Annotated in this window: 22 protein-coding genes; 8 read left to right on the forward strand and 14 right to left on the reverse strand. The window is 49.6% G+C overall.

Translation table 11 applies throughout. The features are described 5' to 3' along the window. From B5Z18_RS25400 to B5Z18_RS25410, 4 genes are all read right to left on the reverse strand, one after another. A complete protein-coding gene (locus B5Z18_RS25400; RefSeq protein WP_079472336.1) occupies positions 1-516 on the reverse strand; it encodes a response regulator in 516 nt (171 codons plus the stop codon). Positions 517-710: 194 nt separating this feature from the next. Beyond that, positions 711-3,308: an ATP-binding protein gene (locus B5Z18_RS25405; RefSeq protein ID WP_079472337.1), complete on the reverse strand. Its 2,598-nt coding sequence runs from the start codon at positions 3,306-3,308 to the stop codon at positions 711-713. 74 nt (positions 3,309-3,382) lie between these two features. Beyond that, complete coding sequence (locus B5Z18_RS32370) at positions 3,383-3,565, reverse strand: hypothetical protein (protein WP_143313689.1); 183 nt, start codon at positions 3,563-3,565, stop codon at positions 3,383-3,385. Positions 3,566-3,732: 167 nt separating this feature from the next. Further along, positions 3,733-4,212 (reverse strand): inorganic diphosphatase, encoded by a 480-nt coding sequence (locus B5Z18_RS25410; protein ID WP_079472338.1) that lies wholly within the window; start codon positions 4,210-4,212, stop codon positions 3,733-3,735. A gap of 123 nt (positions 4,213-4,335) precedes the next feature. On the opposite strand from B5Z18_RS25410, the gene B5Z18_RS25415 reads away from it, so the two are divergent. Further along, on the forward strand, positions 4,336-4,560 hold the full coding sequence (locus B5Z18_RS25415) for a hypothetical protein (RefSeq protein WP_079472339.1): 225 nt from the start codon (positions 4,336-4,338) through the stop codon (positions 4,558-4,560). Positions 4,561-4,617: 57 nt separating this feature from the next. On the opposite strand, the gene B5Z18_RS25420 is transcribed toward B5Z18_RS25415, so the two are convergent. The 7 genes from B5Z18_RS25420 to B5Z18_RS25450 all read right to left on the reverse strand — a co-directional run bounded on the left by B5Z18_RS25420 (position 4,618) and on the right by B5Z18_RS25450 (position 14,499). Continuing rightward, on the reverse strand, positions 4,618-5,748 hold the full coding sequence (locus tag B5Z18_RS25420; protein ID WP_079472340.1) for an FG-GAP-like repeat-containing protein: 1,131 nt from the start codon (positions 5,746-5,748) through the stop codon (positions 4,618-4,620). A 74-nt stretch (positions 5,749-5,822) separates the two neighbouring features. Further along, complete coding sequence (locus B5Z18_RS25425; RefSeq protein ID WP_159454427.1) at positions 5,823-7,079, reverse strand: TolC family protein; 1,257 nt, start codon at positions 7,077-7,079, stop codon at positions 5,823-5,825. A gap of 37 nt (positions 7,080-7,116) precedes the next feature. Further along, entirely contained in the window at positions 7,117-10,200 is a 3,084-nt protein-coding gene (locus B5Z18_RS25430; RefSeq protein ID WP_079472342.1) for an efflux RND transporter permease subunit, read from the reverse strand. Positions 10,201-10,226: 26 nt separating this feature from the next. Further along, positions 10,227-11,333 (reverse strand): efflux RND transporter periplasmic adaptor subunit, encoded by a 1,107-nt coding sequence (locus B5Z18_RS25435; protein ID WP_143313690.1) that lies wholly within the window; start codon positions 11,331-11,333, stop codon positions 10,227-10,229. Positions 11,334-11,520: 187 nt separating this feature from the next. Continuing rightward, a complete protein-coding gene (locus B5Z18_RS25440) occupies positions 11,521-12,888 on the reverse strand; it encodes a HAMP domain-containing sensor histidine kinase (protein WP_079472344.1) in 1,368 nt (455 codons plus the stop codon). Continuing rightward, a complete protein-coding gene (locus tag B5Z18_RS25445; RefSeq protein ID WP_079472345.1) occupies positions 12,885-13,565 on the reverse strand; it encodes a response regulator transcription factor in 681 nt (226 codons plus the stop codon). Before B5Z18_RS25445 ends, B5Z18_RS25440 begins: the two co-directional genes overlap by 4 nt. 40 nt (positions 13,566-13,605) lie before the next feature. Continuing rightward, positions 13,606-14,499 (reverse strand): NAD(P)-dependent oxidoreductase, encoded by an 894-nt coding sequence (locus B5Z18_RS25450; protein WP_079472346.1) that lies wholly within the window; start codon positions 14,497-14,499, stop codon positions 13,606-13,608. A gap of 132 nt (positions 14,500-14,631) precedes the next feature. On the opposite strand from B5Z18_RS25450, the gene B5Z18_RS25455 reads away from it, so the two are divergent. Beyond that, a complete protein-coding gene (locus B5Z18_RS25455) occupies positions 14,632-14,985 on the forward strand; it encodes a winged helix-turn-helix transcriptional regulator (protein WP_079472347.1) in 354 nt (117 codons plus the stop codon). A gap of 3 nt (positions 14,986-14,988) precedes the next feature. Here the strand turns inward: B5Z18_RS25455 and B5Z18_RS25460 are convergent, their stop codons facing one another. Beyond that, positions 14,989-16,314 carry a sensor histidine kinase gene (locus tag B5Z18_RS25460; protein ID WP_079472348.1) on the reverse strand — a complete coding sequence of 442 codons (1,326 nt, stop codon included), beginning with the start codon at positions 16,312-16,314 and terminating at the stop codon, positions 14,989-14,991. A 99-nt stretch (positions 16,315-16,413) separates the two neighbouring features. Here B5Z18_RS25460 and B5Z18_RS25465 point away from each other — a divergent pair, with 99 nt between their 5' ends. Continuing rightward, positions 16,414-16,974, forward strand: a complete 561-nt coding sequence (locus B5Z18_RS25465) for an AAA family ATPase (protein ID WP_079472349.1) — start codon at positions 16,414-16,416, stop codon at positions 16,972-16,974. Positions 16,975-17,117: 143 nt separating this feature from the next. After that, positions 17,118-18,650, forward strand: a complete 1,533-nt coding sequence (locus B5Z18_RS25470) for a sulfatase family protein (protein WP_079472350.1) — start codon at positions 17,118-17,120, stop codon at positions 18,648-18,650. A 51-nt stretch (positions 18,651-18,701) separates the two neighbouring features. On the opposite strand, the gene B5Z18_RS25475 is transcribed toward B5Z18_RS25470, so the two are convergent. Beyond that, the gene (locus tag B5Z18_RS25475) at positions 18,702-19,724 is read right to left on the reverse strand and encodes a DUF3500 domain-containing protein (protein ID WP_079472351.1); all 1,023 of its coding nucleotides are present in this window, start codon (positions 19,722-19,724) and stop codon (positions 18,702-18,704) included. A gap of 136 nt (positions 19,725-19,860) precedes the next feature. On the opposite strand from B5Z18_RS25475, the gene B5Z18_RS25480 reads away from it, so the two are divergent. The 4 genes from B5Z18_RS25480 to B5Z18_RS25495 all read left to right on the forward strand — a co-directional run bounded on the left by B5Z18_RS25480 (position 19,861) and on the right by B5Z18_RS25495 (position 24,089). Continuing rightward, complete coding sequence (locus B5Z18_RS25480) at positions 19,861-21,321, forward strand: patatin-like phospholipase family protein (RefSeq protein WP_079472352.1); 1,461 nt, start codon at positions 19,861-19,863, stop codon at positions 21,319-21,321. 2 nt (positions 21,322-21,323) lie between these two features. Next, a complete protein-coding gene (locus B5Z18_RS25485) occupies positions 21,324-22,001 on the forward strand; it encodes a hypothetical protein (protein WP_079472353.1) in 678 nt (225 codons plus the stop codon). Positions 22,002-22,066: 65 nt separating this feature from the next. Next, the gene (locus tag B5Z18_RS25490; RefSeq protein ID WP_200817345.1) at positions 22,067-23,626 is read left to right on the forward strand and encodes a serine hydrolase domain-containing protein; all 1,560 of its coding nucleotides are present in this window, start codon (positions 22,067-22,069) and stop codon (positions 23,624-23,626) included. A 163-nt stretch (positions 23,627-23,789) separates the two neighbouring features. Then, entirely contained in the window at positions 23,790-24,089 is a 300-nt protein-coding gene (locus B5Z18_RS25495; protein WP_079472355.1) for a DUF1905 domain-containing protein, read from the forward strand. A gap of 189 nt (positions 24,090-24,278) precedes the next feature. Here the strand turns inward: B5Z18_RS25495 and pafA are convergent, their stop codons facing one another. Next, the gene (gene pafA, locus B5Z18_RS25500; protein WP_079472356.1) at positions 24,279-25,892 is read right to left on the reverse strand and encodes an alkaline phosphatase PafA; all 1,614 of its coding nucleotides are present in this window, start codon (positions 25,890-25,892) and stop codon (positions 24,279-24,281) included. Positions 25,893-25,896: the final 4 nt, after the last annotated feature.

Consider the following 25,896-nt stretch of genomic DNA (forward strand, 5'->3'; position numbering starts at 1 on the left):
TCAGGAATGAGTGAGCAGATGTTCCGGCGCTTCCAGTAACGACTGGGTTTGCAGTAACATTTCCTTCATCTTCATCTTAAAGCGGGTGGCAGCAGAAGCTTCGTCCGGCATCACATTTTCCTGCAGTTCGCTCTGGAAGAGTACTTTAAGATTCCCTTTGAGCCTATACAGGTCGCTCTGCTTGGCTAAGCCTGCGGCAAATCCGGCTTCCCGGATGGCCTGCTGCTGATCGGGTTCAAAGGAAGCGGCATACCAGATAACCGGTACCTGTTTCAGACGTTTGATCTTCCTTAGCTCGCGCAGAAACTGGGGCGTTTCATCTGAAGGTAACAGGCTGTCTAAAAAAATGTAGTCCGGGACAAGGTCGGGGTGCTTCTTAAAATAGTCCAGCGCTTTACTGGTGTTATCCTGCGAAATGCAGGCTTTACTCACGTTCAGGAGGTCCAGCGCAAGATAGAACTGGTTACGCCGGTCGCGATCCGGATCAATTAGTAAGCTGATTAATTTCTCTCTCATTGCAGGGCAGTTTAATGGCAGGATAAATTGGTAACAATTCGAACTATGAAAACAAACGAGGAAAAAGAAAAGTTGTAACTGTTGCAAAAGTACAGCAGGAAATGTTCCTGAAAAAATCAGCGGCCTGCAATAACCCACCTTTCTTCAAAAAACAAACACAATTAACAAAAGCACAACAGATCGGACACATCCCTTTACATTGGCAGGATCACTTTAAAAACGGCGCCCTTATCCGGTACGCCGGTCGCATAAATTCCTCCTTTATGGTTTAGTACGATTTTATTACACAGGGCCAGTCCTATTCCTGTTCCTTCATAAACAGTACGGTCGTTTAGCCGTTGAAAGATCTGGAAGATTTTATCGGCATATATCTGGTCAAACCCGATACCATTGTCCGCCACCGTGATAGTGCAGTAGTCCCTTCCCGTTTCCAGGTCCGGGAATGCGGCCAGGTCCGCAGCACTAAGCGACTCCGCGTGAATATTGATCCGGGGCTTTCTTCCGGGTGATAAAAACTTAATAGCATTACCAATAAGGTTATGAAACAGCTGGTTCATCTGCAAGGGACTTACGGTAAGACGGGGCAGTTCATTTGCGGTAATGGTAACATCGTGCTGGCTGATCAGCACCTCAAAATCTGTCATTACATTTTTCAGGATTTCGTTGAGGTCAGTTTCCACAAACGGATCTTTTACGTGTACCAGCCGGGAGTAATCCAGCAGCTCACTGATCAGGAGCGACATCCGTTTGGCGCTTTGCATTACTTTTTCAATGTACATCCGGGAGGTATCGGAAAGGATGTCTTTGTTTACATTAAACAACATGCCCGCAAACGTATGGATCTTCCGCAGGGGTTCCTGTAAATCGTGGCTGGTTACATAGGCAAACTGTTCCAGTTCGCGGTTTGATTTTTCGAGATAGAAATTGGCTTCCACCAGTTCTTTGGTTCGCTGTTCTACTATTGCCTCCAGTTTGACAGCCAGCTGCATATATTTGGATTCGCTTTCCTGGAGCGCCTGGAATAATCTCTTTTGTTGCGTAATGTCCCGGGCTATTTTGGAAGCGCCTATTATATTTCCATGGAGATCTTTTACCGGGGAGATGGTCAGGGAGATGTCCAGCAGCTGCCCGTCTTTGGTGACACGCTTTGTTTCAAAATGATCTACCCTGTTGCCGGCCCTGAGTTGCTCAATGATCCGGGATTCCTCATCCAGCCTGTCGGCCGGAATGATTCGGGTGATGGCTTCCCCTTTCATTTCTTCCGCAGTATACCCAAACAACCTTTCTGCGCCCGGGTTCCAGCTGGTAATTATACCATCCAGCGTTTTACTGACAATGGCGTCATCTGAAAATTCCACGATAGCTGCCAGTTTGGATACATATTCTTCCGCGCTTTTCTGGTCGGTAATATCTACCAGCATATTCACCGCACCCTGGAGATTACCGGCGCTATCGAATATCGGATCGGGGTATGGCTGGATGATGCGCCTGGAGCCGTCGGGTCTTTCTATCATGATAACTTTTCCTCTCACCGGTGTGCCACCTTTAATGGCCTCCGCCATCGGGCAGCTGTCCAGGTCAATGGGCGTAATGCCATCGGACTCATATATTTTCCAGGAACCACACCACATATCTACCCCTGCCACGGGTGTTCTGCCCCATAAAGAAACGGCTGCTGTATTGTAAAGGAGTACATGGCCTTCCTTGTCGCAGGTGTATACGGCGGCCGGCAGCGCTTCCAGCAGTTGCTGATAATGTGACCCTGTATGTTGCTGCAGGAGTTTCCCGTGGCACATCCGGATAGCTGAAGTCATTTGCGGCAGATAACCATGATAAGCCTTATGTACCGGGACAGCATGGTGAACCACTTCCGCAGCAGGCAGATGTGCATGACCAACCGGAATGGATATGGTAAAGGTGCTTCCCTCGCCGGGAATGCTGCTGATCTGCAGCGCTCCGCCATGCAGGAGGATACCTTCATTTACTACAGTGAGGCCACCACGGCTCCGGGGCGGTCCCTGCAATGCTGCATTGATTTCAGACAACAGCCCTGGGGGAATGCCGATACCGGTATCCGCTATTGAAAGTACTACCCGGTTGTCTTCCTGGCTAAGCCTTACCGCTACGCCCCCCTGCAACGTATAGCTAAGGGCGTTAGTAAGCAATGATAACAGGATCTGTTCCCAGATGTCCCTGTCTATATACACATCTTCCGAAACAATCCCCAGGTTAATAACGAGGGTGAGACCCGCTTCCCGGATCACCGGGTCCAGCTGCTCCAGCAATGTCCTGGTGAAATTACTAAGGTCCGTTTTAACAAACGTAGGCGCTTTCCCGTTATGCAGGGATACGCCGATAAACAAGGCGCCGGTGTCGCCGGTATCATCCTTTACAGGCATGCCGTCAAACTGGTAGCAACTGCCATCCGGCTGCATCAGCCGCAGCTGTGGAGTTATTACAGCCGCTTCAGGGGTTGACCATAAGGCAGGCCATACCGTTGCTGCCGGTTGTCCCATCGACAAAGGGTGCCGATTGCCAAGTAATTCCCGGCAGGCATCATTATATATAAAGATATTTTCATTGCCCCAGCACAGGAGCATGGGTTGCGCAGAGGAGAGTAAAATCTGTATACAGGTCTTTAAACTTTGCGACCACTGGTCCGCCCTCCCTAAGGGAGTAGCGCTCCAGTTAAAAGAACGGATCAGTTCACCTGTTTCACCTCCACCGGGGGGAAACCTATCAGACGCCGTAGCCGGTTCACTTAAAGTTGCCTTTGTCGGGGCATTTATCATTGTACAAAATATATAATCCTAAAATATATACTGGTTGATCCTTGCTATGGGGATGCCATTAATTCCACAATCAACTATAAAACCGTGTAATAAAATGCACAATCACCATTTATTCCATGCTGTCCTTTTATCACGTGGTTGATCTTACTGCTTTTCAAAGAGATCCGGACCAGGCTCCTGTTAATAGCTACCACTACAGCGGCGGCGGCTACAGTACCTCCAAACGGGGAGGCGCCCACCATCACCCAAACCGGCACCGTTGGGATGATAATTACAATAATCGTGTCGAAAGCAGATTTTCACCAAAAATGCACATGCCACCCGGTATGACGAGGGCTGGGGATAACAAAATATACCGGCACCGCTGCAGACATCTGCAGCGCAGCTGATGGATCGCTTTGACCCAAAAGTGTAGGCGCGACATTTATTTTTCAGGAAATTTTATCTGCTCATAAGCAGGAGCTGCTTCTATATATCCCAGTGGAGTAAACTGTTTTCCTTCCTGCTCATTATAGGTAATAAAGAAATGTTCTATTTCACGGATGGTTTGCGCCGACACGGCATCCACTCCTTTATATAATTTTGATAACACCGGCACTGCGATGTAGCGGTCGTTCCGGATTACTGTACCATCCCTTTCCTTTTGTTCTGCTTTGATGGCGCCCAGCAAACGGCATTTAATCAGGCAGCCGGGAAAGCTTTTAAATTCGGAGATCACCATCACATCCAGCGGATCTCCATCGGCTCCTTTGGTTCCAAGGATAAAACCAAAATCATAAGGGAACACCATACCGGCGGATAATATCTTACTGAGTACAAAAAACCGGGATGCAGGGTCGAAATCGTATTTTTCACCACTCCCTCTCGGAGTTTCAATAACAACAGGTAACTCTTTAATGATCATACGCACATTTTGTTGGTCTTGTTAAATAGGATAAAGAGGACTCAGCTGCGAAGAAACAAAAAAAGGACCAACCAGCCCACATAAGGCATAATGATTGTACCATAAAAGATAAACTTTTTAGCCATGAATACCTTCAGCATACAACTCGACAACCACGAAACAGGGGTTACGCGCCGCGACGAAGATGTGTTCATCGTCCGTCTTCCTGAGAAAACTATTTACCTGGAAAAAAAGCAGGACAACGAAGGAGCTAACCATTGGTTTGAGCAGGGCAAGGATAATGAAACCACCCTCACTGCTAATATTGGAGCCGCCATTGAGAACTGGCTGGCGAAGAATAATTCCTGACCCGCAGGAACATTTTTTTTCACAGTATACTGCCTGCTTATCTTGCAGGCAGTATTTTTATAAAGATCCCTTGTTATAAAAGATAAACAATCCATCCTTGCCGGCAACAATCACATCTTTTCTGCCGGACCCGGTAAGATCATGGGTTACAAAATATAACCCTGCTCCTTTTGATCCATAGCTGATCACCTGTTTGGTGAAGGAAGCGCCGTTCCATTTAAAATAATAGATGCCGCAGGGATCACTGGAACCCGGATCATGGTCGTTGTGCGCGCGGTAACGCTTTCCGGTTATCAGCTCCGGCTCATTATCTCCATCTATATCTTCCCACAACATGGTATGGTATTGCGAATTAAAAGGGTCAATAGCATGTTTGATCCATAACCGCTTGTTTGTTTTGGTATCTTTCTTTTGCTCGTACCAGTCGAGCCCATAATCATGCCCCTGTCCTGCAATGAGGTCAGGCAGACCGTCTTTATTTACATCGGCCACTATTACAGGCACACTCGCGGTGCCAAGATTAAACTCCGGGTGGAAAGCCCAGGCGGCGCTGTAGGGCGATGCCGGCGCTTCTACCCATCCTTCCGGCACTACGAGGTCCGTACGGCCGTCGCCGTTAATATCCCCGCTGCCCAGGCCATGCCCCGATTTACGGTCCAGCACTGTATGCGCCGTAAACGCGCCTTTGGTATAATGATATACCACCAGCGGATCATTGGGCGTGTTGGGAATAATTTCCGGTATGCCGTCGCCATCAAGGTCCCACGAACGGGTGGTTTCAATATTGCCGGGAGTGGCAATTACGTGTTCTGTCCATTCCTTGTCGTTCCCCGGGTTCTCCTTCCATACCAGCGTTTTTCCAAACCAGCCGCCGGTCACATAATCCATGCGGCCATCACCGTTTACATCAAACGGAATCGTGGAGAAGTCGTCCCAGTACTCGCCAAACTGTTTTACCGGGCCAATATAATGACGCTTAAAATACGCCGGTCCTTCATACCAGAAAGCGCCGGATACCAGGTCGGGGATCTTATCATTGTTTACATCCATCACCGCCACGGATTCATAACTTTCTGCAGCGATCTGCCGCTTTTCAAATTTCAGTGGTGCCGGGCCTTTGGCAGTTTGAGCGGAAGCTGTTGCAGTAAGTAAAAATAATCCCGCAACAGGAACAAGGAGTTTTTTCATATTGAACAATTAAACGTGGAGCAGAACAAGATAATGAATACCTGTAATAAACTATCCTGTAGTGTCCTGATGTGTCAGGAAATATCCCAGATGCCCGCTGCCCTTTCCAGCTCTACCAGCGCTGCCGCATAGCGGAACAACGCCTCCTGGTAGTTCTGCTGCACCTCATTCCAGGTACGTTGTGCGTTCAATACTTCCAGCAGCGAGGTTTCCCCGCGTTGATAGCTGTACATCTTTCCCTGTAGTACCTGCTGCGCACTGGTGAGCAGCGTATGTTCAAATTGCTGCACCTGTTGTTGTGCTGCATGATAATTATACCATGCCTGGGTTACTTCCACCTGGATTTGCAGCTGCACCTGGTTGTACGCCACGCCGGCCTGTTTGATGGCATACTGCGCACTATGCAGATCCCCCTTGTAATGATTGGACCATTTCAGCGGCACAGAGATGCCCGCGCTGCTGGCAATGTAACGCGGTGTGGGAGCAATATCGCTGGTAGCTGCGGCATTGTAGCCAACACCGGCATTGATGCCGAGGTCTATTTTCCGGTTAGCCTTTACCAGGGCGAGACTTTTCTCCGCTACGGTTTTTGTGGCGTTAGCCGCCAGGATATCCGCGCGACTTTCCTGCGCATCCGCAATCAGTATGGCTAAGTTGAAATCCCTTTCCAGGTGATCAAAGCCACCGGCGGGCAGCAGCAACGTATCACCGTGCGACCTGCCGGTGTTGATGTTTAACTGCACCAGCGCTGTTTTGAAATCTGCCTCCTGCTGGTATATGCTGTTGAGCAACTGGTTCGCTTCCAGTTCTGATTGTCGTGCATCCGTTGCCGTTATCACACCTTTCTGAAACCGTATAGCATCGGCAGCAGCGAGCTGCCGCATAATATCGCCGGCATGTTGCTGCACCCGCAAAAGTCCTTGCTGCAGCAAGGCATTATACCAGGCGATGGTGGCGTCGGCACGCAGTTGGCGGAAATAGTCCTGCAATTGCGCCTGGCTCAGTTCAAGCCCGCTCTGCGCCAATGCTACCCTGGCTTTTCTTTTGCCGCCCAGCTCCAGCGTGGTACTGATGCCTGAATTATATCCATACGATAACTTCAGCACCCGGTGCTGGTTGTCGAAGCCGTCCAGCGAAAGCTGTGGATCTGGAAATACTTTGGCGCTTTCTATCCCTGCCGCGGCAATGCTCACATTATACTGCTGCGCGGCATAGCCCAGGTGTTGCGTGGCCACCAGGCGAAGGTAGCCGGCCAGTGGAACAGGCGTCTGCTGAAAGTTACTATCTGCCTGCGCGAGTACTGCGCTATGAATGGCCATCCATAAAAACATCTGCCCAAAAAATCTATATAAAAACTGCATAATTTATTTATTCTGCTGGTGAAGCACTCCATTTTCTTTCCATGAGATAATACAGGGCCGGCAATACAAATAAGGTAATCACGGTAGCTAACAGTAACCCATATACGATTACGGTAGCCAGCGGCCGCTGCACATCAGACCCTATGCCCGTGGCAAAAGAAGCCGGCAGTAACCCCAGCGCTGCAACGGAGGCCGTCATCAATACCGGCCGGAAACGGTTACGGGCGCCATCGATCACGGCATTCATCAACCCGTATCCCTGCTTACGCAGGTCGTTGATCTGCGATACCAGGATCACTCCATTCTGCACAGCTACCCCAAACAACGCGATGAAACCCACAGCGGAGGATACATTGAGCGTCATCCCGCGGACATTTAGCGCCAGCATGCCCCCAAACAATGCCAATGGCACTACGCCCAGGATCAGCCCTGCCTGCCGGAATTTTCCAAAGGCGCTGTAAAGCAGTAAAAACATGATGGCTAACGCCAACGGCACTACGACGAGCAGCTTACTATACGCGCGGCGCTGATTCTCAAACTGGCCACCCCATTTAATAGTGTATTTCGCGTGGTCATATTGTACCTGTTTTTCTATCTGCTGCCGTGCGTCGGCGAGAAATGCGGTGAGGTCGTTTCCCCGCAGGTTCAGCTTCACGGTCAGGTGCCGCTTATTCCATTCGCGGGTGATGGTGCTTTCGCCGGCAGCGGTTTTTACGGTGGCTACCTGCGCCAGTGGTATCTTAGCACCGGTGGCGGAAGTGAGCATCAGGCCGGCGATCTTCTCCGGCGTGTCCCTGCTGCTTTCCGCATACCGGCAGGTTACATCAAATACTTTGTTGCCTGCAAACACCTGCGACACCGCCTTACCGCCAATAGCCACTTCTATCAGTTCTCCCACATCACTTACATTGAGGCCATACCTTGCAAGGGCGTCCCTGTCTACAGTGATCTGCAACTGCGGCAAAGGCGGCTCCTGGTCGATGGCTACATCGGCAGCACCTTTTACCTGTTTTAAAGTGGTGGCTATTTCATCTGCAATACGGCGTGTTTCTTTAAAATCGTCACCGTATACTTTTACAACCAGCTCACTATGCGCACCGGAAATTTTATCCATCACCCCATCGATCATAGGCTGACTGAACCCAACGCTGTAACCCGGCATGGTGGCATATTCCAGCGCCAGATCGTTAATAAGGTCTGCTTTAGTTCTTCCCCGCTTCCACTCACGGTAAGGCTTCAGCCCGATGCTACATTCAAAATGAGAGGCCGTCCACGGGTCGGTGCCATCATCGTTACGGCCAGCCTGCACCATCACATACGTTACCTCTTCATATTTCATGGTATGTTGCCGCAGGCTGTCGCTCATTTCTTTTGAACGTTGCAGTGAAATACCCGGCGGCAGCTGTACCTGCAGCCAGATGGTACCTTCATCCAGTGGCGGCAGAAAATCCTTGCCAACGGTAACAGACAACACGATGGCGCCTGTGAGCACCAGCGCCAGCGGAATGAATACCCGCGTTGGCCTGCTCATGAGCTGTTCCAGGCGATGCTTGTAAGCATTGGTCAACCGGTCCAGCCACCTGTTATGATACAGCTTACGCGGCTTCCGGTATACGGCAAATGCCAGTCCGGGTATAAGTAGCAACGCCACGGCCAGCGCGCCCAGCAGCGCGTATCCAACTGTAAACGCCATCGGCGTAAACAGCTTGCGTTCTACTCTTTCAAAAGAAAACAACGGCAGGTAAGCCGTAATAATAATGATGGTGGAAAACAGTACCGGTCTTGCTACCAATGTAGCCTTCTGTGCAATGGTTAACTCTGCCAGTTCCGCGTCCGGATCATCTTCGCGTTTTTTCAGGATGGCTTCCATCATTACAATGGCACCGTCTACGATGATACCAAAGTCAATAGCGCCAAGCGATAACAGGTTAGCGGGAATATGCGTAAAGTACATCCCGATAAAAGCAATGAGCAATGCCAGCGGAATAGTAATGGCTACAATCAGTGCCCCGCGCCAGTTTCCCAGGAATATAATCAACACTGCTATCACCAGCCCGATGCCTTCCAATAGTGTATGCGACACCGTATGAAGCGTGTTGTCGATGAGCTGTGTACGGTCGAGATACGGACGGATGCTCACGCCTTCCGGCAGGATATGCCGGTTCAGGTCATCCACCGCGGCGTGAATACCTTCCAGCACCACGGAAGGGTTTTGTCCTTTCAGCAGCAATACAATTCCTTCGTCGCCTTCGGAGTAGTTCACGCGCCGGTCGGTATAGCCCAGGATGCCTTTGCGTTCCAGGTTGCCCAGTTTCAGTTGGCCCAGGTCCTTCAGGAATACGGGTACACCGTTCACCGATTTTACTACTACATCACCAAGACTTTCCAGTGTTTTCACCAGCCCGATACCGCGCACCACATAGCCGAGATCTCCCATGGTGAGCACACTGCCGCCGTTGTTGGCATTGTTGTTACTGATAGCGGTTTGCACGTCTGCGAGGGAAACATGGTACTGTTCCATCTTCTGCGGATCAATTTCCACCTGGTATTGCGCGGTGATCCCGCCAAAGTTAGTTACATCTGCTACACCCGCTACCTGTTTGATGCGTGGAATGATGGTATAATTTTGCAGGTCCGTGACCGTTTTCAGATCATGATTATTGCTTTCAATAATATACCGGTATATTTCCCCGATGGGTGAAGTAAGCGGGTCCAGTCCGGGTTTGGCGTTATACGGCAGTTCTACATCTCCCAGCCGTTCTGTGATCCGTTGCCGCGCCCAGTAGTCTTCCATCCCGTCTTCAAAAACAATGGTGATCACTGATAAGCCAAAGGTGCTTTTGCTTCTCATCACATGCATGCCGGGCATGCCGTTGAGCGCACGTTCTACGGGCACTGTAATCTGTTGTTCCACCTCTTCTGCAGCGAGTCCCGGCACCTGTGTTACCACCTGTGAGGTTACGTCGGCAATATCCGGGTAAGCTTCCAGTGCCAGCTGTTTCCAGGAATAATAACCGAACAGCGCCAGCAGCACGAACAATGCAACAAACAGCCAGCGCTTCTGAATAGCAGCTGATATTAATTTCTTCATAAAATCCTGTTGAAATAAAAGCGTAGTTATTTGGTACCGGAGAGATAGAAGGCGCCTTCGGAAATAATCCGCTCGCCTTCGTGTAAGCCTGCCGTAACAATCACCTGCAGACCGTTGGCGCCATTAGTAGTAATGCTGCGTTTTATAAACTGCCCGTTGGCAGCGGCCACCCATACCGCGGGCGTATCGCCGTTTTGCAGCAGGGCTGTAAGCGGGATCTGTAAAGCGTTTTCCGGTTGCCCGGAGAAACTAACGGTTACGTACATACCGGGTTTCAGCGCGCGGTTATTATTTTGTACACTGATCAGCACTTCTATGCTGCGGGTGTCTTCATCTACCAATGCATTAATATGATACACTTTCCCGGTAAGGGTTACGCCAGGTAAAGCAGCTACCTCAATATGGCATTCATCGCCGGTATGAAGAAAGCGGATGTCTTTCTCTTTTACCTGGCCGGCAATCCACAGGGCAGATACATCTGCGATGGTGGCTACACTGCCGGCGTCCTCCTTTATGTATTGCCCCAGTATTACTTTGTTGGCAATTACCTCGCCGGCTACCGGCGCTCTTACTACCAGGGGCTGTCCGAGTACCAGTGTACCGGGATTGGCTTTAAAGAGACGGATGCCCATCTGTGCATTATCATATTCCTTTTGCGCAACTGCCAGGGCGGTTTGTGCTTCTTCCAGGTCTTTCTGTGTACCTACGCCGTTATCCACCAGGTCCTGCTGGCGTTTGCAGGTTTTGCGGGCCTGCTCCAGCTGCGCCTTTTCCTGGAAAAATGTTTTCTGGGCTTCCATAAAATCCGGGGAACTGATTTCAAACAACGGCATATCCGGCGTGGTTTTCATGCCCAGCTGCAGAAAGCATTTTGTGACTCTTCCTTCAAAGGGCGGCGTTATTTCTGCATACTTTGTAGGAATCACTTTTATGGTGCCGGCGGTAGTAATCTGTTTTTGATAAGCCGTACTTCCCACCGTGGAAATTTTCACCTTGCCGGCCAGCGCCGGTGGCAGGGTGATGGTATCGACGCTGGTGATTGCAGCGGCGGCGGCTGGCTCCCGGTTTACAGTATGACAGGCAGTTGCACCCAGTAAGCCCATGGCAAGGAATCTTTTTAATAAGTATAACACAGCGCTATAGTTTACCTGCTGACAACACAGCAGCGCTATGACATCAGGCAGGAGATGAAGAAATAAAGTAACGTTCCGGACCAGCGTCCATCATCATTGTTGTTTTAATGCGCTGCAAAGGTAGGCCGGCCTTATAGAAAGGCTCGTTAGAAAGGGAACAGAATTTTATTAGAAATTTATTAGAACGCTACAGGTGCGGTATTTCCACCGTAAAGGTACTGCCTTCATCCATGCGGGAAGTAACGCTGATAGTGCCCTGGTGCATGGCGAGGATCTTTTGGGTTAAAGAAAGACCGATACCATTTCCCGCGGTAAAATCCTGGTTGGCGCCGCGGTAAAATGCAGAGAAGATATTGGGAAGATCGGTGGCGGATATGCCGATGCCATTGTCGGTAAACCGCAGTATAACAACGCGCCCGTGGTAATTAATAGTCACTATACACTGGTGATTGGCAGAGAACTTACACGCATTTTCCATCAGGTTCACAAACGCTACTTTCAACAGGTATTCATTCCCGTTCACTGAAATAAAATCATCATCTTCAATTTCCTGTTCAAATTGTATATCTACCTGGTACCCTTCGTTTGACCGGATCACGGTATCACGGGCATCCATCAGTAATTCGTCTGTGCGTAATGCTTTGCGGCCTATTTCCGTTTGGTCGTAACTGGCCTTTGCCAGATCCAGGAGGCCGTTGGAGAGCTTTACCAGGCGTTGGGCATCAGTCAGCGCCAGCCGGATCACTTCTTTGTATTCCGGTGCGGACCTGTCCTTTATCAAAGCAATCTGCAATTCTCCCACAATAGTAGATAAAGGGGTACGTAATTCATGAGAGATGTTGCTGACAAAATACTTCTGGGCATCAAAGGATTTTTCCAGCCGGTCCAGCATTTTATTAAACGTGGTAGCCAGTTCTCCTATTTCGTCTTTTTCATTTTGTACGGGTACCCGTAAATCGAGGTTGGTAGCGGTGATCTCTTCTACTTTGTCCACCATTTTCTCTACCGGTTTCAATGCCCTGCCTACAAAAAAGTACCCGGCTATTATGGTTAAACCGATGATACCGATATAAGAAAAGATGAGGCTGTATTTCAATCCCTGCAGGCGTTGCAGCCCATACTTATCCGTAGCCGCAGCAGTAATTACATAATGGCGTCCCTGGTGTGCATAGAGGAAACCAACCACCTGTAATGTACCCTGTTTAAACCTGATTTCCAGTTGCTGGATAATGCGGTTGATCATCTCCGGCGTTTCTTTTACTTTATCTATATCTACCGCATCATGATATTGCAGGTGGAAAGCAGTGTCATAAATGGCTACTTCTTCCTCAAACAAATCGTTGTTGGCATTTTTATAGATAAGCTGTAAAACAGCCGGTGGTACCCGTGCGTCCAGGAGCATATTGGCTTTGGTGATCGCTTCCCTTTTCAGGTGGTCATAGTATTCATCTTTCTGATTACCGGCAGAAAAAATATAAATAAACACCGCAAATGCCAGCAGCAATACCCCGAAGAGTACCATGAACAGCAATATGAGCCGGGTTCTTATTTTCACTCTGCTTTAAATATAAAGCCCATTCCGGAGCGGGTGTGAATAAGCTTTGTGGGAAAATTTTTGTCTATCTTTTTCCTAAGATAATTAATATATACATCAATAAAATTGGTACCGGAATCAAAGGTATCCCATACTTTTTCTGCGATCTCTGTTCTGGACAATACGCGTTCCGGGTTTTTCATCATGTATTCCAGCAGCCGGAATTCCTTTGGGGTCAGGTCTATCACTACATCTTCCCTTTTCACAATTTTTGTTTGCAGGTTCATTTCCATATCCGCGAAGCGCAGCAGGAATCCCTGGTTGAAAGTATTACCGGCCTGGTTCCGCTTTACCAGTGCGCGGATGCGGGCGTGCAGTTCCCTGAAGTCGAACGGCTTCACGAGGTAATCATTCGCGCCGGCATCAAAGCCTTCCACTTTATCGTCTGTAGTTCCGAGGGCGGTGAGCATAATAATGGGGCAATCCGGCAACACGCTCCTGATCTGTTTACACAGATCCAATCCGTTGATCTTTGGCAGGATGATATCCATAATGATGAGATCGAAGGAGCTGTTCAGGGCCAGCTTCTTTCCCATCTCACCATCATAGGCCAGCGTGATCCGGAAGCCCTGTTCTTCCAGTCCTTTTCTGATCATCTCTGCCACCCGTTGCTCATCTTCAATCACCAGGATATGCATAATGCCTTGTTTAGAAGGCAAATATAAAACAAAATCCAGCTCAGGCAGGATCGCGCATCACTTTGATCAGCGCCGCCACTTCTTCATTTTCATAACCCGCAGCTGCCGCTTTCTTAAACAGCGCCGAAGCAAAGGCCGGAAAAGCCGCATTGATACCGGCTTCACGGGCGGTTGCTTCCAGCCGCGCGGTGGCTTCAATAGAAATACGCATTGGGCTCTCCGTTACCTGGAAGTTGCTGGTATGGATCATATTGCCCTCATGTTGGAGGAAGTCGCCAAACGTGGGTGTAATACCTGCCACAATAGCGGCGTACTGATCTACTCCCAGTCCCTCCGACTCACTGATCCTTACCCCATGCAGGAAACCGATCACCGATCCGTAGATATACGACAGCGTGGCCAGGTCCATTGTAGGAGCTGCGCCGATAGCCGCGCCCAGGTAAGAGATGCCGCCGCCAAATACCTGTAACACAGGCGTGAGCAAAGTATAGGTGGCTTCCTCTCCTGAAACCAGAATCGGCGTATCCGGACGGCCCATTTGTGACGGAGCTGCCTGGATGGAGCCATTCATATAGGCGGCACCGTTATCCTTTGCCCAGGCGGCGGTAAAGCGGGCTTCCGCCGGACTGATAGTAGTAAGCTGTAATAAAGTACGGCCGGAGATCACGTTTCTTACTGCGGGTGTATCAAGTATCGCCAATGTAGCGGTGTGGTTGTATACGCAGATAACGGTAACCGGGCTTGCAGCAATGGCCGATGCTGCATCCGGCGCCAGCACTGCTCCTTCAGCAACAAGTGCCGCTGCTTTGTCCGGGCTGCGGTTCCATACGGTTACTTTGTATCCTGCCGCCAGTAAAAGCTGCGCCAGTGTAATACCCATAGCGCCTAAGCCGATAACGGTAACCGCGCTTCCTTTGTTAATCTTTTGTGTCATACATTCAAATTTTATGACACAAACTTCCACAGAACGGCGCAGGGAAAAAATAAGGGAAAAATTATTCCCTGCGGGAATCTTTATTCCCTGTCCGCCAATAATTCTTTAAAATTGTAGGATAATTACCTGTATATGTACGAGAGAAAAATACCTGAAGACCTGGAATGCGGTATTAATGTGAGCATGAAGGTACTGGGCGGCAAATGGAAAGCCTGTATACTGGACAGCATCAGCAAAGGCGTCCGCAGACCCAGCGAGCTGCACACCGCTATCAGCAGCGCCGCTCCCAGGGTGATCAATATGCAGCTGCGCGAACTGGAAGAATACGGAATGGTATGTAAAAAGATCTTTCCCGGTACGCCGCTAAAAGTGGAATATTACCTCACGCCTACCGGGGAAAGTATACTGCCGTTGGTAGCCGCCATTGATCAGTGGGGGCTTACTAACCGGGACCATATCATACGCATGCAGGAAGCCTTGCAATAATAGCTAATTGAAAGCGGCCTCGTCTTCCGGGGAAAAGTCGCCTTTTACAAAAAGCAGGGTAAAGCTGGTGCCGCTTTCCCGCAAACTTGTTACTTTAATCACGCCGCCATTCTGTTCTGCAAATTCCCGGCAAAGCAATAGCCCGAGTCCCGTGCCACGCTCACCATCCGTACCATATCCCGGATGCTGGTGGGAAGTGAACAGCGTACTGAGTTGCTGCGGCGACATGCCCACACCGTGATCCGTAATCGTGATCACCACTTCATCTGTTATCTGCGCTTTTACTTCAATCTGCCCACCGGTATAACTAAACTTCAGCGCATTGCTGAAAAGATTGCGAAGAATTACCGACACCTGGTCGCGGTCCGCATACAAGGCCGTAGATACGGGTATCTGCAATTCTACGGTGATCTGTTTTTGCTGTATGATCAGTTCAAAAAAATGAAGCACTTCCGTTACTACCGGCGCCAGTAAAAAATGCCGGGGCCGGGTTTGAATGCCTTTCATGCTGCGGGTGCTCCAGCGCAATACATTATCGAGTGTAACGCCCAGCTGCGCCACTTTTTTATACAGTACATCCGCCGCTTCTTCCATATCATCACGGGGATATTGCCCTTTCCGGAACATGTCCAGCAGGCTTTCCAGCGTGGCCAGCGGGCTGCGGATATCATGCGCCACAATAGAGAAAAGTTTTTCTTTATCCTTGTTCATCGACACCAGCGTTTGTCGCTGCTGCTCAATTTCCCGCTGGTAATCCGACTGGATATACTTAAAAAAACTAAGTGCCACCACTACAAACGCCAACGCAACGGCCACATTAAACCACACCCTTTCTACCGGCACCGGCGGCGCCAGGTACCACGACCGCGGCATAAATACGATCAGCATAAAAGCCGCGATCACCAATACACTCAGGCTGCCCACTACCCACTTATTGTCGTAGATCAGGATCACGATAAAAAGAATGTTCAGTAAGAAGTATTCCGCTCCGTTATGAAAATAAACACCGGTAAAAGTATAGATCAGGATGCTGATGCAAATAAGTACGATCCTTGCGCTGAGGTACATCCGTTTTTTATGGAATATCAGTACCAGTACGGAAGTAGTGGTAGTAATAGCATTCAATGCCGCTAATATGTACCTGCCCTGGATGGTATTTAAAATACAGTAAAAAAACATAAAGGGAATACAGGGCAATGAGAGTAAATTCAATAATTTTGTGCGCCTGGATTCTATATAAGGCATAGCAGGATGCACACCAACATTCACAATGTTGTTCCAGTGATATTCGGCTGAACGGTATAGAAATTGCTTGACTCCCTGCAGCATAGATGCCGTAAAGATACTTTATAACGTTTGTCAGCGGAATATTTTTTTACACCCTCCCACTCCCCTCTATCCAATTATTTATTTTTTTAATTTATTAAGATGAACAAAAAAGTAAGAGATCACTTTTTTATTGTCACGGGTGGGCCCGGCATGGGCAAAACCGCTATCATAGCGGCGCTGCGTGACATGGGACATATCACCGTTCCGGAAACGGGCCGGGAAATTATCCGGCAGCAGGTTGCGGCCGGCGGACAGGCACTGCCCTGGGCCAACCGGCAGGCATTTGCCCGGCTGATGTTTGAGCAGTCGCTGCAGGATTACCTGGAGCAGCCGGCCACCAGTCGCCCCGTATTTTTCGACCGGGGTATTGCCGATACCATCGGTTATCTTGAGCTATGCGGACTGCCCGTTCCGGAAGAGATGGAGCACGCCGCCACCTTATACCGGTTTAATCCCACCGTGTTTCTCACACCGCCGTGGATGGCCATTTATGAACACGATAAGGAACGTAAACAATCTTTTGAAGAAGCCGTGCAAACCTACGAAAGCATGATAAAAGTATACACACGGCTGGGATACAGGCTGGTAAAGCTACCTGAAGCCACCGTGGCGGAACGGGTGGCGTTTATACTGGATAAAGCCCTGTCTCTCCTTTTATAAACAGCCAGTAAAATATATTAATCAGCAAGGTGGTAATAGTCACTTTTTTATCCCCCATACTTTTAGCAGGAAAAAACTATATTTATCCGCATCTTTGCCGGTACCCCTCCGCTATCAGGGGCTAAAAGTGAACAATTATCCTGATGACAAAAACGAATTTCATTCAAAAAATCAGTACCGGATTGTTATGCGGTCTACTCTCGCTAACAGTATCTGCGCAGCAAAAACCCAACATCGTTATTATTTATGCAGATGATCTCGGATATGGAGACCTGAGCTGTTACGGCATGAAGAAGATCCGGACACCGCATATCGACCGGCTGGCGCAGCAGGGCGTCCGGTTCAGCAATGCATATGCTACTTCTGCCACGTGTACCCCTTCCCGTTTTGGGATCTTAACGGGCAAATATCCGTGGCGGCAACGAAATACCGGCATCGCACCCGGCGATGCTTCGCTGATCCTTCCTACGGATCGCCGCACCCTTCCGGGCATGTTGAAAGATGCCGGTTACCAGACCGCCGTTATTGGCAAGTGGCACCTGGGTCTTGGCGACGGCACCGGGATCGATTGGAACAAATCCATCAGCCCCGGTCCGCTGGAAGCAGGATTTACCTATTCCTTTATTATGCCCGCCACACTCGACCGTGTGCCCTGTGTGTTTGTGGAAGATCACCACGTGGTGAATGCAGATCCCAATGATCCTATCGAAGTAAATTACAAACATAAAATAGGCAACGATCCTACCGGGCTGGAAAACCCGGAAAAGCTGCGCATGCACCCCGATCCCCACCAGGGACATAACCAAACCATCGTAGACAGCATCAGCAGGATCGGCTGGATGAGCGGCGGCAACAGCGCCCGCTGGAAAGATGAAAACATTGCAGGCATCATCACCCGCAAAGCCATTGACTTCTTCAGCAAAAATAAACAGCAACCATTCTTTCTCTATTTCGCCAGCGGCGATATCCATGTACCCCGCTACCCCAATAGCCAGTTCCGGGGCAAAAGCGGCATGGGCCTGAGAGGAGACGCTATATTACAACTCGACTGGACCGTAGGTGAAATCGTAAAAGCACTGGACAGCCTGGAGCTGACCAAAAACACCCTCATCATTTTTTCCAGCGACAACGGTCCCGTGCTAAACGACGGATACCTGGACCAGGCAGCAGCGCTGGCAGGTAACCATCATCCCGCAGGACCTTTGAGAGGCGGCAAGTACAGTGCCTTCGAAGCCGGCGCCAGGGTGCCTTTCATCGTTAAATGGCCTGCCGGCATCAAAGCAAAACAAACGTCCAACACACTTATCAGTCAACTGGACCTCTTTGCTTCCTTTGCCCGGTTAACGGGTCAGTCTATACAGCCGGATGAAGCGCCGGACAGCTTCGACATGCTGCAACAGCTGCTGGGCAAATCCCGTCAAAACCGCCCCTACCTGGTTACACACGCCGGCACCCTCGCCATTATTTCAGGCGACTGGAAATATATATCACCCTCAAAAGGCGCAAAAATCGACCGGGATGTAAATATTGAACTGGGCAACGATACGGCGCCACAACTCTATCACCTGACCAACGACCCCAACGAACAGCATAATTTGGCCACGCAATATCCTGACAAGGTAAAAGCACTGGCAGCAGAGCTGGAAGCGATAAGAGCTAAGCCCCAAAGCAGGTAAGAGTTACCGCGGATGTTGTCTTTCTCAGAATTAAAGACAACATCCGCTGCGTTATTTCGCATGTGCCGCCCGGTAATGCTCCAGCAGCATATCTCCGCCAAAATCGTTTTTCAGGTCCCGTACAATGGTATGGATATGGTTGGCGTTATTCTGTGTGTTATCGTATTCAATGATGAGGCCCGGTCCCTGAATACGGTAGTAGCAAGGATTTCCCAGCGCATGTACCGTACTTCCCGCCCATGTAAACCACAAATTATCCAAACCATCTTGCTGAATATCCTTCAGCATTTTATCGGCAAACAGTTTGGTGAAACGGTGTACATACACATTAATAAGTTGTAGTAACAGCTGCTGATGCGCGGCGCTCAACTCCTTAAAACGGATGCCTTCCGGGTGTGCAATCATGGCGTTGCGGCTGTTGCCCGTAATGATTTCCGCCGGCGCTTTGGTGGTTACCAGCGCCTTCTGTAACTCCGCCGGGGATAAAGCATGCAGGAGGTCAAAGGCCAGCGTGGTTTCTTCTCTCAATACCTCTTTATCTTTTTGCGGTCCTTCCAGCACAATAGCAGGATTAGCTCCCAGGAAAGCCGGCGTGCCGGCTACAAGTTCTTTTTTATCTGCCGAAAAATTAAATGCCACATGATGCCCTTCAAACCGCCAGCCCCAGATAGTATTAGCGGCAGGCACGCCAAAAATGGTAAGGAAGTATTTACCCGGATCGCGGTAATGATCGTTTTCTTCCCGGTGCTCCAGCTGTTTCAGTACCAGGTCCAGCTGCATAATATCATTCACCTTTTTTACCGTGGCTTCGCTTAACGCGGTGTTCAACAAAGCCATGAGCGCTTTACGCTGCGCAGGGTTCAGCTCATTTACAGAAATCCCCTTCCGGTCGTCGCGGGGCACATAAGCAAAATGATAGCGCTCCCCGGTGTCAAAAGGAAACAGTGTTTGCGCCTGCTGCGCTTTACTCAGCAACCGGGTAAACCGGTTGGCCCTTTCATACATTTCCTGTGCCCGGAGAGGCCCCATGAATGTGCAACAACCAATAATGAATAACAGGAACGACCGGTGCATATGCAGCAATTTGAATAACGTGGAAAATAATAACAGCTAAATATAATCGATCAGCAACGATTCTGCAACCTTATCCCGGGATGAAAAAAATCAAAAAAATGATTAATTTAGAAGGATACCCCTTATACATAACATTATGCCGGCGAAAAACCCTGTTAAATTAACCGTATCCGACTTTATTCACAACCGCGTAGTGATAGAGGAGCTGGAGAGTTTAAAGAAAACCTTTGATCCTGCCGCCAGTGGTGGCAAACCGCTGATTGTATCTGACGTGCTGGATGCCGAAGGGCATCAATATGTAAACCTGGTACAGAAAGGTGGTGGCGTATTTGGTATTGCCCTCGTGGGATATACTTATATCCTGGAAGAAATGGGTATCCGGTTCCTCCGGCTGGCCGGCACCAGCGCGGGCGCCATCAATACCGCCCTGATGACAGTGATTAAAAATAAGTCCGATAAAAAATCAGCGGAAGTATTACAGGCCATCTGCGACCTGGATTTTTTTTCGCTGGTAGATGGACATCCTGCGGCACGCACACTGATCAAAAATTTTATTACCCGGAAAAACTATATTGATAAAGCCAAAAATAAGCTGCTGGTTGTACTGGCGGCATTTGCATTGCTGATAGCCGGAGATGTGGTGCTGGTGGGACTCAGCAGCAAATACCCGGCGTTGTATGTATGGACCGGCATCTGTTTTATCCTCAGCGGATTTTTATCGCTGGTGCTTGGCATCGGTATTTCTTACGTGATCGATCTCTTTAAACGGCTGAAGAATTCAGGATATGGAATAAATCCGGGAGATGTTTTTTATGACTGGATCAAACGGCTGCTGCTGGAAAACCAGGTGGCCACAGTGAGCGATCTGAATAGAAAAGCTGCTATCTGCCCGGCGCTGCAATTGCGTGTGCCCAATCAAAGCGGGCTGGAAGAACTGAAGGGAGATGTAACCTTTATTGCCTCCGAACTGGTTACCCAGAATAAGATCCAGTTCCCTGCCATGTGTTCCCTGTTCCGCACCGATGTGGATACCCTCTCTCCCGCAGGATTCATCCGCGCGTCGATGTCTATCCCCCTCTTCTTTGAATCTTATATGATCAATGATATTCCGGCAGATGATATCCGGATCAAAGACGCATGGAAGAAATTTTTTGGCATCACACAGCCGCCTTCCACTGCCCGTTTCGTTGATGGCGGCATCCTGTCCAATTTCCCGATCAGCATTTTTTTCAATGCCAATGTAACGGTGCCGAGGTTGCCATCATTTGGGATCGACCTGGACGACAGCAAGCCGGCGGACAAACAGGAGAATGCCTTCAGCTGGTCGCTCACGGGATATTTCGGACGCATGTTTAATACCATCCGTAACTATTACGATAAAGATTTCCTGCTTAAAAATGAAGTGTATCAGCGCGGAGTAGGAAAAGTGGATTTGTCGTCCGATCAGTATAACTGGCTGAACTTCTTCCTGTCTGATAAAGATAAAATAGACATGTTCGTACTCGGCGCCAAAGCTGCCTGTGAATTTTTAAGAACATTCGACTGGGATACCTATAAAAACGACCGCACAGATCTTCAAATCCAACTCAAAAAATAAATATGGAACCTGTTATTGCAAATGCCTGGTGTTGGTTATGTTTTTCTGCAGCCCTATTGCTGCTCACCGCTTTTATTATGCTCCGGCAGGCACGGCACTTTTATCTCCTGGATGTAGTGGTGCGCAAGTTCAGCATCATCGATCTGCAGTTTCCCGCTTCTTCCAAAGAAATTCCGGAGCTGATCAAAGGCATCTATGCGTTGCCGGCGCCGCAACGATCACGCACGCTTTCAGCCCTCCGCGGACAGCTGTGGGTCGATTTCCTTTTCATGCCCGCCCTCTACGGAAGTATCTTCCTGTTGTGCATACAGGTAGCCGATAAGATGACACCCGCCGGCGAAATATTCTTTGAATGCCTCGCATGGCTCCAGCTCATCGCCTGGTTATTTGATGCAATGGAAAACGGCTACCTGCTGAATAAAATAAAACCGGATGTAACGCCCTCCACGCCTGAAGTACACAAAGCATATCAACAAATGGTGTTTGCCAAATGGATCCTTTTATTAACCGGCATCGTATGCGCCCTCTCCGCATTGTTGTTTTTCTGGGTGTCCGGGAAATATGAAACGCGGTCGCTGCATTACCTGTTGATCCTTGTAGGAGAAGGGATCGTATTTGTTATAGCGGAGGTAATTGCAGGCAGGCGCAAAGTCCCCGAAGATGCAGCTCCGGTTGTATAACGGGTGTTATTAAGATGTAAATTTATTCAACCATTCCACGTTTCACTTTAATTCCCATGAACACGATGCAATCCAGAAGACATTTTATTAAAAACGCAGGCATAGGTCTTGCAGGAATCGGGTTTCTTCCGGTGCTGGGCCCTATCGGTCAACTATGGCGCCCTTCCGTACTGCTGCCCCACGCCCTTCCCGAATCGCAGGGAGTATCATCCGGCGGAATCCTTTCTTTTATTGAAGCGGCCAATGCCTCCGGCATCAGTTGGCATAGCTTTGTTTTATTACGACACGGGCATATTGTAGCCGAAGGCTGGTGGAATCCTTATGCAGCGGAATTTACACACTCGCTGTATTCTCTCTCCAAAAGCTTTACCAGCACCGCAATCGGCATGCTGGTAAAAGAAGGCAAACTGGATATTCAAAGCCCCGTCGTTTCATTTTTCCCTAAAGACGTACCGGCTAATCCGTCATCTAATCTTCAGAAAATGACGGTAAAGCACCTGCTTACCATGAACACCGGCAACGGCGCAGATACTATGCCGCCAATGCTTAAATCAAATAAAACCTGGGTACAAACGTTCCTGGAACAACCTGTTGACTTTGAACCCGGCACCCATTTCCTGTACAATACCGGCGCTACGTATATGCTCGGAGCCATCCTCCATGCCGTTACGGGGCAAACGCTGGAACGATATCTCGCTCCCCGGCTGTTTGAGCCGCTGGATATTACCGGGTACGACTGGGAAACCTCTCCGCAGGGATTGAATACTGCCGGATATGGCCTCCGTGTTAAAACAACAGACATCGCAAAACTGGGGCAGCTATATCTGCAAAAAGGAAAATGGAATGGCAAAACATTACTCACCGAAAGCTGGGTAAAAGATGCCACCGGCTACCAAACGTCCTCACAACAAGGCAACGGCGATTGGGCCCAGGGATACGGCTACCAGTTCTGGCAGTGCAGGCATGGCGCCTATCGCGGCGACGGCGCCTTCGGTCAGTATTGTATTGTAATGCCCGGTAAAGATGCAGTGCTGGCAGTGACCAGTCAAACCGCCGACATGCAGCAATCCCTTAACATCATCTGGGAACACCTGCTGCCCGCTCTTCACGATGGCGTGCTGCCGGATAATCCTTCGGAACAGGCCGCGCTGAAAACAGCATTGGGTCGTTTAGCCCTGCCCGTAGTTACAGGCAACACTGCCAACGACATGGCTTCCCGGTACAACCGCAAAACCTGGACACTCGATAAAAACGATTTTAATGCCACCTCCATGCAGTTCGACTTCTCACCGGCCGGTTGTACCTGGACCACGCAAACAGCCGAAGGCGTTGCCAGTATCCGCTTAGGCTGGGAAAAATGGATGCTGAATAAGGAACGCCAGCTTTATAAATTCCCTGAAGTGGGATTGAACCATCAGCCCACCAAAGTAGCAGGCACCGCTACCTGGATCAACAACAACACGCTGCAGCTGAACCTTCGCTTCGTGGAAACCTTGCATGGCGACAGGATTCAATGTGTATTTGAAGGAGATAAATTAACCGTTACGTTCCTCGATAGCCTGACTGCCATGTCCGCAGGCAAGGTTGATAGCCGGAAACCATTGAGTGGCGTTATGAAGGGTTGAGCCGTGTATGTTGCTCATATGTGGTAAAGGACTGGTCCCGCTTTGTGAGCGGGACTTTTTTCCTAATCTCACAATTGTCGCAAATCGCCCCTAAGAATGTCGTTTTAACCAACCCTCACATTGCGGCAACGCCGCTACCTTTATCTTACAAAATCATATTCATATGGCAACTGTAAAAGAAGCACCCGCAAAAGGCAAGCTGAACAAGCAGTTTAGCGCAACACTACTGAAAAGTCCCAACGCTGGCGGCTGGACCTACGTGATATGGCCCGATTCCGTGGTATTTTTTGGCACCCGTGGCCTGGTAAAGGTAAAAGGCACCATCGACAACCACCCTTTTCAGAGCTCGTTTATGGCCCTGGGAGATGGTACCCACAAGCTCCCTGTAAAAGTGGAACTAAGAAAGCTACTGGGAAAAGAAGCCGGGGATGCCGTAACGGTGAAGCTCACGGAACGGCTCTGACGTACCGTCAGCCCGGAATTTTTAGCGACCTCATGTGGACATAGTGCATGGATAGTGCATCAATAGTGCATGAGGAGTGCATGAGGAGTGCATGCGAACAGTATAGATAGTGCATGGATGGTCCATGAGATACCCATGTCCGAAGTATTGCAGAGGCATCCGGGAAGTAACTGGGATACCGGGCTTCCTCTACTTAAACACCTCCCAAATCACTTCCCCGATATTCCCACCCGGCACCTGTATATTCAGCAGCGCCGCCACAGTAGGCGCAATATCCGTCATACCGGTGGTACGATAGGTTTTCCCGGGCTTAATCCCCCAGCCCATCCATACAAGCGGGATATGCGCATCATAGGGATACCACAGGCCATGTGTGGCGCCGCTGCGGCCACCATCTTTCCAGCCGGCCTGCATCAGCAGGATCACATCGCCGCCGCGCTGCTTATTGTAACCATTTATCAGCATGGTGCGTAATGGCTCATGCAAAGCGGCCGTACCGAGGTCGTGTAAACTAACGGCGTCGGCTATACCAGGCGTTGCTTTCAACTTCTCTGTTACCAGTGTTATTACCTGTTGCAGGGGAATGTTCCGGGCGGCAAAGGCGGGCCGGTTGAGGTATAGCTGGTAAGCCGACAAAGCCACTATGCCATTTGCCACACCAAATTGTTCCGCAATAGCGGTGTTAATGTCTTTCAATACCGCGTCTGCATCCAGCAAACCGGTTGGCAGCCGGTGTGTTTCAAGGAAGCCGGGCGACTGCGACACACCATGATCCGCGGTAATAAAATAGAGGTAGTTTCCTTTGCCGAATCTTTTATCGAGATAGGTGAAGAATGCCTCCAGGTCTTTATCAAGCCGCAGGTAAAGATCTTCTTCTTCAATAGAATTAGGACCAAACTGGTGGCCAACAGCATCAGGAGAAGAAAAGCTGACGGCCAGAAAATCTGTTTCCGTACCGGCGCCAAGCGCGTACCCTTCTATGGCTGCTTTGGCAAAAGCAAAAGTAAGCGTGTTGCCATAAGGAGTGGTACGTATGGAGTTCTTTTCCCTGCCGGTGAAAGTGTGCGGAAACACCGGCGCCTTTTCATGACCAAATGATTTCTCATAGTCTTTATTATCCGCATCACTTTGCGTGTAACTGCTGATGGGATATAATGTTTCCCAGCCATTGTCCAGGTATTTCACCGGGAGCTGTTGTTCGTTGAAGCGTTGCGCCCATTCGGGCAGTGCCTTCATGTAATAGCTGCTGGAAATAAAGTTGCCCGATTTACCATCATACCAGAAAGCCGCATTGGCGGTATGCCCCGCAGGAAGAATAGAGGCCCTGTCTTTCAGCGCTACGCCTACTACTTTGCTTCTGAAATTGGTGGCCAGCCGCAGCTCATCTGTTACGGTAGAAACAAGCAGATTGCGGGGCGACATATTCCCTGCTTTTCCTTCTGCGCCTACCGTGGTTTCGGTGCTGTCTTCCGTGCAGTACATGGATCGCTGTAACTCCCGGCTGTACCAGTCGTTGTCCACGATGCCATGCACTGCCGGACTGCTGCCGGTGTATACGGAAGTATGTCCGCAGGCGGTTACCGTAGGCGCGTAATTAATATACGTTTGCTCGCATTTAAAACCTTCGCGCAACAGGCGTTTAAAGCCGCCATTCCCATATCTTGCGGCGTAGCGGTACAGGTAATCCCAACGCATCTGGTCTACCATCATGCCCACTACAATTTTGGGTTTGGGTGCAGGCGACTGTGCCGCCGCATTCATCGCCAGCATCAACAGGATGCCTGCCGTATAAAGTTGTTTCATACTT

It is taken from the genome of Chitinophaga ginsengisegetis, assembly GCF_900168065.1.
In the GTDB taxonomy this organism is placed as follows: Bacteria; Bacteroidota; Bacteroidia; order Chitinophagales; family Chitinophagaceae; genus Chitinophaga; species Chitinophaga ginsengisegetis.

Coding starts and splice junctions, on each gene's coding strand:
- B5Z18_RS25400 (WP_079472336.1), bottom strand. CDS start 516: ATGAGAGAGAAATTAATCAGCTTACTAATTGATCCGGATCGCGACCGG.
- B5Z18_RS25470 (WP_079472350.1), top strand. CDS start 17,118: ATGACAAAAACGAATTTCATTCAAAAAATCAGTACCGGATTGTTATGC.
- B5Z18_RS25420 (WP_079472340.1), bottom strand. CDS start 5,748: ATGAAAAAACTCCTTGTTCCTGTTGCGGGATTATTTTTACTTACTGCA.
- B5Z18_RS25460 (WP_079472348.1), bottom strand. CDS start 16,314: ATGCTGCAGGGAGTCAAGCAATTTCTATACCGTTCAGCCGAATATCAC.
- B5Z18_RS25445 (WP_079472345.1), bottom strand. CDS start 13,565: ATGCATATCCTGGTGATTGAAGATGAGCAACGGGTGGCAGAGATGATC.
- B5Z18_RS25490 (WP_200817345.1), top strand. CDS start 22,067: ATGCAATCCAGAAGACATTTTATTAAAAACGCAGGCATAGGTCTTGCA.
- pafA (WP_079472356.1), bottom strand. CDS start 25,892: ATGAAACAACTTTATACGGCAGGCATCCTGTTGATGCTGGCGATGAAT.
- B5Z18_RS25430 (WP_079472342.1), bottom strand. CDS start 10,200: ATGAAGAAATTAATATCAGCTGCTATTCAGAAGCGCTGGCTGTTTGTT.
- B5Z18_RS25405 (WP_079472337.1), bottom strand. CDS start 3,308: ATGATAAATGCCCCGACAAAGGCAACTTTAAGTGAACCGGCTACGGCG.
- B5Z18_RS25485 (WP_079472353.1), top strand. CDS start 21,324: ATGGAACCTGTTATTGCAAATGCCTGGTGTTGGTTATGTTTTTCTGCA.
- B5Z18_RS25455 (WP_079472347.1), top strand. CDS start 14,632: ATGTACGAGAGAAAAATACCTGAAGACCTGGAATGCGGTATTAATGTG.
- B5Z18_RS25450 (WP_079472346.1), bottom strand. CDS start 14,499: ATGACACAAAAGATTAACAAAGGAAGCGCGGTTACCGTTATCGGCTTA.
- B5Z18_RS25475 (WP_079472351.1), bottom strand. CDS start 19,724: ATGCACCGGTCGTTCCTGTTATTCATTATTGGTTGTTGCACATTCATG.
- B5Z18_RS25425 (WP_159454427.1), bottom strand. CDS start 7,079: ATGTTTTTATGGATGGCCATTCATAGCGCAGTACTCGCGCAGGCAGAT.
- B5Z18_RS25465 (WP_079472349.1), top strand. CDS start 16,414: ATGAACAAAAAAGTAAGAGATCACTTTTTTATTGTCACGGGTGGGCCC.
- B5Z18_RS25495 (WP_079472355.1), top strand. CDS start 23,790: ATGGCAACTGTAAAAGAAGCACCCGCAAAAGGCAAGCTGAACAAGCAG.
- B5Z18_RS25415 (WP_079472339.1), top strand. CDS start 4,336: ATGAATACCTTCAGCATACAACTCGACAACCACGAAACAGGGGTTACG.
- B5Z18_RS25480 (WP_079472352.1), top strand. CDS start 19,861: ATGCCGGCGAAAAACCCTGTTAAATTAACCGTATCCGACTTTATTCAC.
- B5Z18_RS25410 (WP_079472338.1), bottom strand. CDS start 4,212: ATGATCATTAAAGAGTTACCTGTTGTTATTGAAACTCCGAGAGGGAGT.